The 12,730-nt window shown below is 45.6% G+C and carries 11 protein-coding genes and 1 tRNA gene; 8 read left to right on the top strand and 4 right to left on the bottom strand.

Annotated elements, in window-relative coordinates:
• Positions 1 to 52: 52 nt before the first annotated feature.
• From RTV33_RS11130 to RTV33_RS11105, 6 genes are all read left to right on the top strand, one after another.
• Positions 53 to 688 carry a cytidylate kinase-like family protein gene (locus RTV33_RS11130; protein ID WP_312644279.1) on the top strand — a complete coding sequence of 212 codons (636 nt, stop codon included), beginning with the start codon at positions 53 to 55 and terminating at the stop codon, positions 686 to 688.
• A gap of 308 nt (positions 689 to 996) precedes the next feature.
• Positions 997 to 2,193, top strand: coding sequence for an ABC transporter substrate-binding protein (locus RTV33_RS11125; RefSeq protein WP_312644278.1), 1,197 nt, complete (start codon positions 997 to 999; stop codon positions 2,191 to 2,193).
• A 235-nt stretch (positions 2,194 to 2,428) separates the two neighbouring features.
• Entirely contained in the window at positions 2,429 to 3,313 is an 885-nt protein-coding gene (locus RTV33_RS11120) for a branched-chain amino acid ABC transporter permease (RefSeq protein WP_312644325.1), read from the top strand.
• 10 nt (positions 3,314 to 3,323) lie between these two features.
• Positions 3,324 to 4,409, top strand: coding sequence for a branched-chain amino acid ABC transporter permease (locus RTV33_RS11115; RefSeq protein ID WP_312644277.1), 1,086 nt, complete (start codon positions 3,324 to 3,326; stop codon positions 4,407 to 4,409).
• Entirely contained in the window at positions 4,406 to 5,179 is a 774-nt protein-coding gene (locus tag RTV33_RS11110; RefSeq protein ID WP_312644276.1) for an ABC transporter ATP-binding protein, read from the top strand. The genes RTV33_RS11115 and RTV33_RS11110 overlap by 4 nt, the downstream gene beginning before the upstream one ends.
• A gap of 21 nt (positions 5,180 to 5,200) precedes the next feature.
• Positions 5,201 to 5,905, top strand: coding sequence for an ABC transporter ATP-binding protein (locus tag RTV33_RS11105; RefSeq protein ID WP_312644274.1), 705 nt, complete (start codon positions 5,201 to 5,203; stop codon positions 5,903 to 5,905).
• 16 nt (positions 5,906 to 5,921) lie between these two features.
• On the opposite strand, the gene RTV33_RS11100 is transcribed toward RTV33_RS11105, so the two are convergent.
• Complete coding sequence (locus RTV33_RS11100) at positions 5,922 to 6,665, bottom strand: DUF3298 and DUF4163 domain-containing protein (RefSeq protein ID WP_312644273.1); 744 nt, start codon at positions 6,663 to 6,665, stop codon at positions 5,922 to 5,924.
• 228 nt (positions 6,666 to 6,893) lie between these two features.
• On the opposite strand from RTV33_RS11100, the gene RTV33_RS11095 reads away from it, so the two are divergent.
• The gene (locus RTV33_RS11095; RefSeq protein WP_312644272.1) at positions 6,894 to 7,163 is read left to right on the top strand and encodes a zinc-ribbon domain containing protein; all 270 of its coding nucleotides are present in this window, start codon (positions 6,894 to 6,896) and stop codon (positions 7,161 to 7,163) included.
• A gap of 101 nt (positions 7,164 to 7,264) precedes the next feature.
• Here the strand turns inward: RTV33_RS11095 and RTV33_RS11090 are convergent, their stop codons facing one another.
• Together RTV33_RS11090 and RTV33_RS11085 are read right to left on the bottom strand one after the other, a co-directional pair.
• The gene (locus RTV33_RS11090) at positions 7,265 to 8,371 is read right to left on the bottom strand and encodes an HD-GYP domain-containing protein (RefSeq protein ID WP_312644270.1); all 1,107 of its coding nucleotides are present in this window, start codon (positions 8,369 to 8,371) and stop codon (positions 7,265 to 7,267) included.
• Positions 8,372 to 8,715: 344 nt separating this feature from the next.
• Positions 8,716 to 8,791, bottom strand: a tRNA-Ala gene (locus tag RTV33_RS11085).
• Between the two features lie 333 nt (positions 8,792 to 9,124).
• On the opposite strand from RTV33_RS11085, the gene RTV33_RS11080 reads away from it, so the two are divergent.
• On the top strand, positions 9,125 to 9,811 hold the full coding sequence (locus RTV33_RS11080) for a VTT domain-containing protein (protein WP_312644269.1): 687 nt from the start codon (positions 9,125 to 9,127) through the stop codon (positions 9,809 to 9,811).
• A gap of 89 nt (positions 9,812 to 9,900) precedes the next feature.
• Here RTV33_RS11080 and adhE read toward each other — a convergent pair whose 3' ends face one another.
• A complete protein-coding gene (gene adhE / locus RTV33_RS11075) occupies positions 9,901 to 12,522 on the bottom strand; it encodes a bifunctional acetaldehyde-CoA/alcohol dehydrogenase (RefSeq protein ID WP_312644267.1) in 2,622 nt (873 codons plus the stop codon).
• Positions 12,523 to 12,730 lie beyond the last annotated feature (208 nt).

Here is a 12,730-nt window from a genome sequence, read left to right as displayed (position 1 = left end):
TTAAAAAAGGGTACAATAAAGATAAGAAAATACTTTGAAGGGCGGGGATTTTATGAAGCACAATACCATCATCACCATCAGCAGACAATTTGGCAGCGGAGGCAGAGTAATTGGCAAAATGCTTGCAGAACGTCTCGGTATTCCCTTCTATGATAAGGAGCTCATTTCGCTTGCCGCAAAGGAGAGCGGCTTTGATGAGGATGTGTTTGAAAACGCGGATGAGCAAGCGACCAGCAGCTTACTCTATTCGTTATCGCTCGGCATGTATTCCTCTGCAGCGGGGCGCGCAGATGGACTGAGCGGTATGACGCTCAACGATCGTGTGTATGTTTTTCAATCCAAGGTAATACGTGAAATCGCATCAAAGGGGTCTTGTGTGATTGTAGGGCGCTGCGCCGATTATATTCTGGCCGATAACCCCGATGCAATTCATGTGTTTATTCATTCCAATTTGAACAGCCGCGTAAAACGCGTCATCGATCGCTATAATGTTCCTGCGGATAGAGCAGAGCATATCGTGCTAAAAACCGATAAGCGCCGTGCCACCTACCACGATTACTATGCGGGTGCCAAGTGGGGGCGCGCAGAGAATTATCACCTTGCGTTGAACAGCGATTTCATAGGTTTTGATAATGCTGTTGAAATTATAGCATCTTTTACCGAGTACCGTGCACGCCGTGGTGAGTAAATACAAAAAATGATATTTTTCGTCAGACAGTCCAAAAGACTGTCTGATTTTTTGTTTATAAGTGTAAAAAAGCGCCATCTGTTATAAATCTTTGTTAAATTTTTGTGCATTTTATGAATATACCTAAAAAAGCACAATGAAAGCAGGATATGATTAGACAAATAAGATATTGTTTTCTCACTTCAATTGCTCTATAATACTAACAAGCATTACGCTTTATCACTGTAATGTGCGCAACTGTTGAAGTTTAACTCATGAAAGTGATACCGCATAGAGCGAATACGATCGAAATAAGGAGGATCTCAGACATGAAAAAGTTATTAGCAATGGCGCTCGCCACTGTTATTGCCGCAGGAATGTTTACCGGCTGTGCTCCCAAGCCCGCCGAAAGCAGTGCTGATTCCGCCGGTACTAACAACACAGAATCTTCTGCTCCTGCCTCTGGCGAAGCAATTAAATTGGGCGTACTTGCCCCCCTCACCGGCGAGGTTTCTGTTTACGGTGTTGCAGCCAAAAACGGTATTGAACTTGCTGTTGAAGAAATCAACAAAGCAGGCGGCGTATTGGGCAGCCAGCTTGAGCTGATGATTGAGGACGAAAAAGGCGATGTTTCTGAGGCTGTAAACGGCTACAACAAACTGATGAGCAAGGGCATGGTTGCACTGCTTGGCGACGTTACCTCTAAACCCACCATGGCAGTTGCAGAGCTTGCTGCCGCCGATGGCTTGCCGATGATTACCGCCACCGGTACCGCACTTCCTATTACCACCTATGGCCCTAACGTTTTCAGAACCTGCTTTACCGACCCGTTCCAGGGTAGAATTATGGCGAAGTTTGCCGCTGAAAACCTAAAGGCAAAAAATGTTGCTATTGTCTACAACACCTCCGATGACTACTCCACCGGTTTGGTCGCTGCTTTCGAGGAAATGGCTGCTTCCAAAGGCGTTACCATTGTGGCAAAAGAAGGCTACGGCGCTGATGACAAAGACTTTAAAGCGCAGCTTACAAAAATTGCAGCTGCAAAACCCGACGCTTTGTTTGTACCCGACTACTATACCAAAGTTGCTCTGATTGCTACTCAGGCCCGTGAGGTTGGTTTTACCGGCCCAATGCTGGGTGCTGATGGATGGGACGGCGTTCTTGGCACGCTCGACGAGGCCAACCAATCTGTCGTCAACGGCTGCTACATCTCCAACCACTACTCCGCGCAGGATACCGACGCGAAGGTTGCCGGATTTGTAAAAGCCTACACCGAAAAATACGGCGAAACCCCGAACGCCTTTGCTGCCCTTGGCTACGACACCGCTTATATGATGGCGCAGGCAATTACCAACGCCGGCAATACCGATGCACAGGCAATTGTTGATGCAATGAAAGCAATTGAGTTTGACGGCGTGACCGGTCACATTACCTTTGATGCAGACAACAACCCCATTAAAGATGCTACCATTCTGAAGCTTATGGATGGTGCGGCTAACTTTGATTCCAAAGTTGCTGCCGAATAATCATTCTTTAACACAATGCAGATGGGGCAGAGCAAAACATGCTCTGCCCCATACTTGTATTTATTCCGGTTTTAGTATAATTATTTTGAATATACTATTTTTGACTAATTTTTAACTTTTTATGGAGTTTTGCATTAAAAAGGTGTAAAATAAAAGTTACGACATTGTTTTGTCACAATGTAGAAATATTTTAAACATCCTGCATGGAAAGGTAAGGTGCCAAATGGACGACTTAATTTTATTTATCAACCAAATCATCAATGGAATACAGGTTGGCAGCATCTACGCTCTCGTCGCATTGGGCTATACGATGGTATACGGCATTGTAAAGCTAATAAACTTTGCGCATGGAGATTTTATTATGGTAGGTGCCTATGTCTCTCTGTTCTCCATCCCGCTGCTTCTTGGTATGGGGCTGCCCGCGTGGCTTTGTGTTATCTTTGCTGTCGTCACCTGCTCCCTGCTGGGTGTTGTCACAGAGCGTGTGGCCTATAAGCCGCTGCGCAACTCACCGCGTATCACCGCACTAATCACCGCAATCGCGGTAAGCCTGCTGTTACAGAACCTGTTTATGCTAATATTCTCTTCTTCTCCCAAGCCATTCCCCGCAGTATTTGACAAAAACCAGTTTAACTTAGGCGGTGTTCAGTTCAGCGGTGTAACGGTCATCACCATTGTGGTTTCGATTGTCACCATGCTTGCCCTGCAGATGTTTGTAAAAAACACCAAAACGGGCAAAGCAATGCGCGCGGTGTCTGAGGACGGCGGCGCATCCATCCTGATGGGCATCAACTCCAACACCACCATCTCGGTTACCTTTGCTATCGGCTCGGGCCTCGCTGCAATCGCGGCAGTAATGTACTGTTCAGCCTACCCTCTGGTAGACCCTTACATGGGCTCTATGCTGGGGCTTAAAGCGTTTATCGCGGCGGTACTTGGCGGCATTGGTATTATTCCGGGCGCAATGCTCGGTGGCTTTGTGATTGGCCTTGTCGAGAGCATGACCAAAGCATACATATCCTCCCAACTGGCAGACGCTGTCGTGTTCGGTATTCTGATTATTGTGCTTTTGGTAAAGCCGACCGGAATTCTGGGCAAAAACGTTGGAGAGAAAGTGTAGGTGACCACCCATGAAAACAAAAACTGAAAGGCCTGCTTTGGGGCAGGCATTAAATCGAAAACAAACTTATCAATCGTATTTGGTGAACTTGGTTGCGGTAGCTGCGCTGTTCGTAGTGATTTCCTCTCTCATTTCCACCGGTATTATTGATAAATACATATCCGGCGTAATTATGCTTGTGATGATCAACATCATCCTTGCCGTTTCGCTCATCATCGCCACCGGCTTGCTGGGACAGATTGCACTGGGGCATGCAGGGTTTATGTCGGTTGGTGCATATTCTGCCGCACTTTTCGTAAAGTACGTGCAAAGCACCGGAATTGTACTGATTGATAAAGCGACCAAATCGCCTACTGCTGCCGGCTTTGGCTTTTTCCTGCTTTCGCTGCTGATTGGCGGGCTTGTCGCCTCCGTTTTTGGTCTCATTGTCGGTATTCCGGCACTGCGCCTAAAGGGCGACTACCTTGCTATTATTACACTGGGCTTCGGCGAGATCATCCGCGTTATTATCGAAAATGTATCGTTCACCGGCGGCGCACAGGGGCTGCGCAGTATCCCCCGCCTTGCAAGCTTTAACAGTGTGTACTGGGTAACAGCCGCTGTTATTGCCATCATCTTTGCATTTGCACGTTCTCGCCATGGCAGAGCCATCAAGGCGATTCGCGAAGACGATATCGCGTCTGAAGCGTGCGGCGTTTCCAACACCTACTATAAGGTTATGGCGTTCACCATGTCTGCCTTTTTCGCAGGTATTGCAGGTGCTATTTACGCACAGCAGATGGCAGTTTTGGGCGCAAAAACCTTTAATTTCTTAAAATCCATCGATATTCTCGTTATCGTTGTGCTCGGTGGTCTGGGCTCGGTTACAGGCTCTATCGTTGCAGCACTTGGCCTTACCGTACTGCCCGAGGCACTGCGCAGCTTCTCGCAGTACCGCATGCTGGTGTACTCGCTGGCACTTATTGTTGTCATGATCTTTAAGCCCTCCGGCTTGTTTGGCACCTACGAGTTCTCGCTCTCTAAGCTGCTCAAACGCCTGAGCGGCAAGGCACAGCCTAAAGAAACGAAAAACAGAAAGGACGGTGCTAAGGTATGACAGATGCAGTATTAAAGGTAGAACACCTCGGCATCACCTTTGGCGGACTGAAAGCGGTTGAGGATTTTCATGTTGAAATCGGCAAAAGCGAACTGGTGGGGCTTATTGGCCCCAACGGCGCGGGCAAAACCACTGTGTTCAATCTGCTCACCGGTGTATACCATCCCACCGAAGGGGCTATCTATATCGACGGTAAATCTATGACCGGCAAAAAACCTCACCAAATGGTTGCCGCAGGAATCGCAAGAACCTTCCAGAACATCCGCCTGTTCAAAGAGCTTACCGTACTGGAAAACGTCAAGGTGGCGTTTAATCAGAACATGAAATACTCCGTTTTGCAGGGCATTCTGCGTACCGCTGCCTACTGGAAAGAGGAAGCCGCTGTGGACGAAAAAGCACGTGAGCTGCTTCGTGTGTTTAAGATGGAATCATATGCCGACCATGTTGCCGCTAACCTCCCTTACGGGCAGCAGCGCAAGCTGGAGATTGCACGCGCACTGGCAACAGGTGCAAAGATCTTGCTTTTGGATGAGCCAGCAGCGGGTATGAACCCCACTGAAACCGTTGAGTTAATGGACGCTATCCAAACGATCCGCGAAAAGTTCCAAATCTCTATTTTGCTGATAGAGCACGATATGAGCCTTGTTATGAGCGTGTGTGAGCGCATCGTGGTAATCGACTACGGTCATATCATCGCAACAGGCACACCGTTTGAAATCGCGAACAATCCCAAGGTGATCGGAGCCTATCTGGGCGCTGATGATGAATAGAGAAAGGGGCGGTGATATCGTATGCTGAAGGTTGAAGATTTAAACGTGCATTATGGCGCAATCCATGCAATTCATGGGGTAAGCCTTGAAGTAAACGAAGGTGAGATTGTCTCACTGATTGGTGCGAACGGTGCGGGTAAAACCACCGTTCTGCACACGATAACAGGGCTGAAAAAGCCTACCTCCGGTTCGGTGGTGCTCGAGGGGAACGATTTGTTTGCCATTGAGCCACAAAAAATTGTAAAGCTTGGTATGGCGCATGTACCCGAGGGTAGACGTATTTTTGCCCAGATGACGGTTGTAGAAAACCTTGAAATGGGTGCTTTTATCCGAAATGACAACGCTCAGATTGAAATGGATATGGAGGCTGTGTTCCTGCACTTTCCGCGCCTAAAGGAACGTGCCAAACAGCTTGCCGGTACCCTTTCGGGCGGTGAGCAACAGATGCTGGCAATTGGGCGTGCACTGATGAGCAACCCAAAGATTTTGCTGATGGATGAGCCCTCTATGGGGCTTTCGCCGCTGCTGGTAAAAGAGATCTTCCATATTATTCAGGAGCTCAATGCGGGTGGCATGACCATTCTGCTGGTGGAACAAAATGCTAAGATGGCGCTTTCGATTGCGAACCGCGCCTACGTACTGGAAACCGGCCATGTTGTTATGAGCGGTGATGCAAAGGAAATGCTGCAAAACGATAAGGTTCGCAAAGCTTATCTTGGTGCTTAAAGCGCGTATATACGTGTTAAAACGGGCTGTAACCAGAAGGGTACAGCCCGTTTCTACCGCCCGGGTATGCGGAAAATTTTCGGCATCTGGGACGCAGAACGACTCCCCTGTAATATGGAATGGTAAACCTGGGGATTCCACTTGAGTACGGTGCAATGTCATATTGCTGAAAGTAAATAACAACACCTTTGTTGGTGAGGTAAAAGCTGTCCTCATCAAAGGTGTTCGCAACATTTTCTTCGTAGTTCTCAAAATAATAATTTTCGCCGTTCGCAATTTGTTGGGCAATCTGAAGGTTTATCTGTGTTATTATGTAGTGCCTGTAGTTCACGGCTTGAGTGAATAGCTGCCAAAGCATAATGCGGTGGGCACTCTGCAGGTTCCATGAGTCGGAGTACTGAATTGTGTTGCCATGCGCGCCGCCCGTATACTCATACTGCTGAAAATACATACTCACTGTGCAATCGTGGTTGTAGGTTACGGTATAATTCAAAATCGCCTCATACCCCATAAAGGGAAATCCGTTTTCAACGGAATATTCATATTGCTCTACCGCCATTTTAAACAGCTTTTTTTGGCAATGCTTTTGAAATTCCAGCGCCTTCGTTTTGTACCTCAGGTTCATTCGCCTTACCGCCGATTGAAATTTCATGGATGCAAACTGAGGATACTCAATTTTGTAGCTTAGCATCAGCTGCCCATTGTAATACAGTTTTTGCTGAATGATAATACTGTTAATCTCAACGCTATCGTACATCATGATACAATCCCTCCTACCAGTAACATATGCCGTATCGGGAAAGATTGATAGTAAAAACAAGCTGTTACCCTAAGTTTTAAATAAAATCGGCTTATCCGGCTTCTCTGCAGCAATACATAGCATTTCATTTAATTTTTCACTTGACAAAGGCTACATTTAGCTATATACTCAAAGATAGTGCTGAACTATACAATCAGCATATATTTTAAAAACGAGGTATATCATTTAATGAATCAAGACAAAACCTTGACCTGTAAAGATTGTGGCGCAGAATTTATCTTCACTGCCAGTGAGCAGGATTTTTATGCTGAAAAGGGTTTCACCAATGAACCCCAGAGATGCAAACCTTGCCGTATTGCTCGCAAAAATGGCGGAGCTCCACAAAAAGAAATGTTTACAACCAGATGCGCATCCTGCGGCTGCGAAGCAAGAGTTCCTTTCCAGCCCAGAGAAGACCGTCCTGTTTATTGCAGCGACTGCTTTTCAAAGCAAAGATAATTTCTGCCTTAAATAAGAACTAAAAAATCCACCCCTATGGGGTGGATTTTTATTTTGTAAACCATACCTTGTGGCCTATAAAACAGATTTTCTGCTCGTGGCTAAACAAAAAGAACCTCGGGTATTTCCATTTCATCATCAGCCACACCGCTGATCGTTACATTTAAATAGGTGTTGCCTATGTCGGCAAGGTCAATTTCTGTACCCGTATATTCTTCGGGAAGCAGCACACGCACTTTAGGACGTAAAATATTCTGAGACGAATTCTGTATCACAACAGCCAAAAATCCATTGCTCAATTTTACAACTGTTCCCAGCGGGTACACTGCGATTATTTTTAAGAAAGACTGTAAAAGCTCAAAATCAAAATGAGTATCTGCGCAGCCCATCATATATTCTATCGCATCGCCGGAGGTCCACGCCTTGCGGTAAGATCGGTGCGAGGTGAGCGCGTCATATACGTCCGCCAACGCCACAATCCTCCCATATAGAGGAATCTTCTCCCCGCTAAGCCCCTGTGGGTAGCCGGTTCCGTTAAACTTTTCATGGTGGCTTAAAATCCCTCTGAGCACCGATGAAGATATTTGATGGCAGGGGCTCAGCCGGATAACCGCTTTATCGGGATGGGTTTTCATCAATTCAAATTCCTGCGGTGTAAGAACACTCTTCTTATTGATGATTTCCAGCGGAATATCCGTTTTACCAATATCATGCAGCAACCCGCACATACCCAGTTCTGTCAATATCGAACGGGAAAAACCTCGCTGAATACCAATTAGGATGCTTAAGATACATACATACAGGCTGTGATTATAGGTATATGTATCATAATCCTGAACATCAATAATATTAATTAGGCACTCACTTTTAGAAAGAATATGCTCGACAAGGTTATCCACCGTACTTGATATAGATTTAAGTGAAGCGGGAGAAATGGGAGCATGGCTCTCATAATCTCTATAGAAGCTCTTTAGTTCTACTATCGTTTTTTGCCTAAGCTCAGGAGCAACTATCTCTTCAATCTCCACATCACCGCACAGGCTGCTTTCAATGTATGCACCAGAAATATTGTTTTTTTCAAACTTTGCAATGATAGAAACAGAAAGTTTTTGCCCGGCAACCAGCAGTGGGAATAAGGATGAGCCACAGGCAATATCTCGTGCAAGGGTCATCCCCGGTCTTAAGTGTTTTAAAGGAATATAAATCATTTCGCAGTTCCAACTATTAATTTATTTTGGTAAGCTCGGCAATCCACAATTGTCATAACAATATAACACAATCTTACATAATTTTACTATGAAATAGAAAATATGTCAAATAGTTATCTATTTTGTTTTTATTTGGTACAATAAATTTAATATAGTTTCAAAAAAGAGAAAAACGCCGAACTTTTAAACAAGAACGACGGCTAATTTTAAACTATTCGCTGCAGAATGAATGGTGTAAAAATACACATTTTGAAAGCCAAATTCAGATATTGAAACTCATTGTACGGAAAAAACAAAAAGCCTATAAACCGCTTAACAATACGATTTTATAGGCTTTTTGTTTTTGGTGGAGACGAAGAGGATCGAACTCTCTACCTCTTGACTGCCAGTCAAGCGCTCTCCCAGGTGAGCTACGCCCCCAAATTTTATTTCCGACTTTGATATTATAGCATATCATTTTCCATTTTTCAAGAGTTTTTTGCCACATTGTAAACAGATTGCTAATTTTCGGCCAATCCTCTGTGATTTCTATTTTTCATGATATAATAACCGTATTGCGGTTATTATATTTTATTGAAATGCCTTTGGCTCTCCCCTTACGGGGCAACCGCCAAAACGGCGAATTATATCGTATTACATTTTATCACATCAGAAACGGTTTTGTGCACCCTGCGTGCAAACTTATACAATGCATGAGTAAAAACTGCGTTTCGAAACGATTTGTGATCTAACAGGGAATGGACTGGTGAGTGCTTGAACGAAAAAACAAAAAAAATATTTAAATTGGTCATGGCATCGGCTATTATTTTCGGCTCTGTTTACTTGGTTGTAAAACTATTGCCATGGTTTATTTCCCTTACCGACCCTGTCGTGCGTGATGAGCTGAAGGTATCTATTTCTTCGCTGGGGTGGAAAGGCGTATTCTTTATGCTGGGCGTGCAGATACTTCAAGTGGTTGTCGCCGTGCTGCCCGGTGAGCCTATCGAGTTGCTTGCAGGCATCATCTACGGCACCTGGGGCGGGCTGCTGATTTGTATGCTGGGGCTGCTGATCGGAACCTCCATAGTCTTCTTTACGGTTCGTGCACTCGGTAAAGGCTTTGTAGAGTGGATGTTCAGCAAAGACAAGGTGCGAAAACTTTCTTTTTTGAACAACAGCAAAAAACTTGAAATGCTCACCTTTATCCTTTTCTTTATCCCCGGCACACCAAAAGATATTCTTACTTATGTGTCCCCACTAACAAAGATTCGCCCTCGCGATTTTTTGTTTATCTCTATCTTTGCACGCATTCCGTCGGTAATTACCTCCACCTACGCGGGACAGACTATTATAGACGGCGAATGGTGGAAAACCGTGGCTATGTTTGTGCTGATGGGCATCATTGGAATTGCCGGCATTTTAGTGAACAATTCTATTATTGATAAAAATAATAAAAAATGATTTAACACGGCAAGAAACGGCATCGACTAAATTCGATGCCGTTTCTTGTTGTGTGTTGGAGTATTTAAAACTGAGAAGTTTGGCGAAAATTATTTTGCTTCACCGTAGTAAGCTTTTTTATAGATCTCTTTGATTTCGCTGACCAAAGGATATCTCGGGTTTGCTGTAGTGCACTGATCCTCAAATGCTTTGTACGAGAGATCCTCCAGCTTGCTGTTGAACAACGCTTCATCCACGCCGCACTCTTTGATAGAACCGGGTCTATCCAGGTCGTTCATCAGCTCTCTGATCGCTTTTATCAATGAGGCAACGCCTTCTTCGGTGGTTTTTGCGGGCAGACCGAGGTATCTTGCAATCTTCGCATATCTTTCGTCTGCAATAAATTTTTTGTATTTGGGGAACGAAGGGAACTTGGTAGGCTTCTGCGCGTTGTACTCTATCACGTATGGCAACAGAATCGCGTTTGCACGTCCGTGAGGAATATGGTACTCGCCGCCCAGCTTATGGGCCATAGAGTGGTTTAGACCAAGGAATGCGTTGGTGAACGCCATACCTGCAATGGCAGAAGCATTGTGCATCTTCTCTCTTGCCTCTCTGTCCTCGCTGCCGTTGTTGTACGCACGGCGAAGGTTTTCGAATACCAGCTCAATCGCCTTAATTGCAAGGCCATCGGTGTAATCGGAAGCCATGACCGAGACATAGGCCTCAATCGCGTGTGTCAAAACATCCAAGCCGGTATCGGCGGTAATGGATTTTGGCATTGACATACAGAACTGCGGATCGATGATTGCAACATCGGGGGTAAGCTCGTAGTCAGCCAGAGGATATTTGATGTTCCCGTTCTGCTTATCTGTGATAACCGAGAAGCTGGTAACTTCAGAACCGGTACCGGAGGTGGTGGGGATAGCGACAAGCTGTGTGCGTTTGCCAAGCTTCGGGAATTGGAAGGTTCTTTTTCTGATATCGAGAAAGCGCATTCTCAGCCCATCAAAGGAAGTGTCGGGGTGCTCATAGAACAGCCACATACCTTTTGCAGCGTCGATAGCGGAACCGCCGCCTATGGCAATGATAACATCAGGCTGGAAGGTGTTCATCGCTTCTACGCCCCTCATAATGCACTCTACAGACGGATCGGGCTCAACATCGGAGTAAATCTCACTGTGGCAGTATTCCTTACGTTTTCTGAGGTAGTAGAGGATTTTGTCGATATTGCCGAGCTTCACCATCATCGGATCTGTAACGATAAATGCTCTGGTGATGTCGGGCATTTTTTCCAGATACTGAATGGAATCCTCCTCGAAATAGATTTTCGGCGGAATCTTAAACCACTGCATATTGGTTCTCCTCTTGGCAATCCGTTTTTTATTGATTAGGTTTACGGTAGAAACGTTCTGCGAAACAGAGTTTTTACCGTAAGAACCACAGCCAAGGGTGAGTGACGGGGTGTTGGTGTTGTAAATGTCGCCAATCGCACCCTGCGAGGACGGCGAGTTTACGATGACACGGCCGACCTTCATCTCGGTGCCGTATTTCTCAGCTAAATCATTGTCGGAGGTGTGGATGACCGCAGAGTGACCCAAGCCGCCCAGCTCCAGCATTTTAGCAGCATATGCAAAGCCCTGTTCCCTGCTGTTCGATACAAAGTATGCGAGTACCGGGCTTAACTTTTCAAGGCTCAAAGGGTAGTCAAGGCTTGGCTCAGGCAGCGGCGCAATGAGAATTTTTGTTTTCTCGGGAACCTTTATCCCCGCCTGCTCTGCAATCCAATAAGCGGATTTACCCACAACTGCTGCATTAACCGCCATTTTCTCGGTGTTGATTACATAGTTTGAAATCTTTTGGGTCTCGTCTTTGTTTAAGAAATAGCAGTTGTTGGCTTTCATGTAAGCCTCAAATTTATCTTTGATCTCTTTGTCGACGATAACCGCCTGCTCAGATGCACAGATCATTCCGTTATCAAAGGTTTTGGACATCATCAAGTCGGTGCAGGCTCTCTCAATTTCCGCGGTTTTCTCGATGTAACACGGTACGTTGCCGGGGCCTACGCCCAGTGCGGGTTTACCGGCCGAGTAAGCAGCCTTTACCATGCCGGGGCCACCTGTTGCCAGAATGGTTGCGACGCCGGGGTGGTTCATCAACAGGTTGGTAGCCTCAATGGAGGGGTGCTCAATCCACTGAATGCAGTCTTTGGGTGCGCCGGCTTTTACTGCAGCCTCGTAAACTATGCGCGCAGCTTCGGCAGAGCATTTCTGAGCGGAGGGATGGAAACCGAAGATGATAGGGTTGCGGGTTTTTACCGCGATAATACTTTTAAACAGTGTGGTGGAGGTGGGGTTGGTTGTGGGCGTAACACCGCAGATAACGCCGACAGGCTCTGCAACCTCAACGTAGCCCTCCATTTCGTTCTCGTCGATAACGCCAACTGTCTGCTGGTGCTTAATACTGTGCCAGATGTATTCGGTAGCAAACATGTTTTTGATGACTTTATCCTCATAAACGCCTCTGCCGGTTTCTTCAACTGCCATCTTGGCAAGCAGTTCGTGTGCATCCAAGCCTGCAAGAGACATTTCGTGAACAATGGCATCCACCTGTTTTTGATCAAGCTGCATAAACTCATGCAGTGCAACATTTGCCTTTGCCACTAAAGTGTCGATCATCTCTTTTGTTTCAACAGGTTTTTCCGGTACGGTTTGAACTTTTTTCTCTGCCATAATCTTTTCCTCCTAGCACTATTGTAAGCGTTCTGCATCTGCAAAACTGATTTTCATTCGTTTGGGAATCAACACTTGTTTGTTAATTCTTTAACAATATTATACCCTGCTTTCGTTGCCGCGTCAAGGGTTATTTGATATTATTTTAACAATCTTTTTAACGATATTTACTAAACAAAATTTTAAAAATATGTGCACATTCACCCTT

The sequence above is a fragment of the Hydrogenoanaerobacterium sp. genome (assembly GCF_032017025.1).
In the GTDB taxonomy this organism is placed as follows: Bacteria; Bacillota; Clostridia; order Oscillospirales; family Ruminococcaceae; genus Hydrogenoanaerobacterium.
Note: the sequence above shows the minus strand (reverse complement) of the source record. Positions and strands in the feature narration are given on the sequence as shown.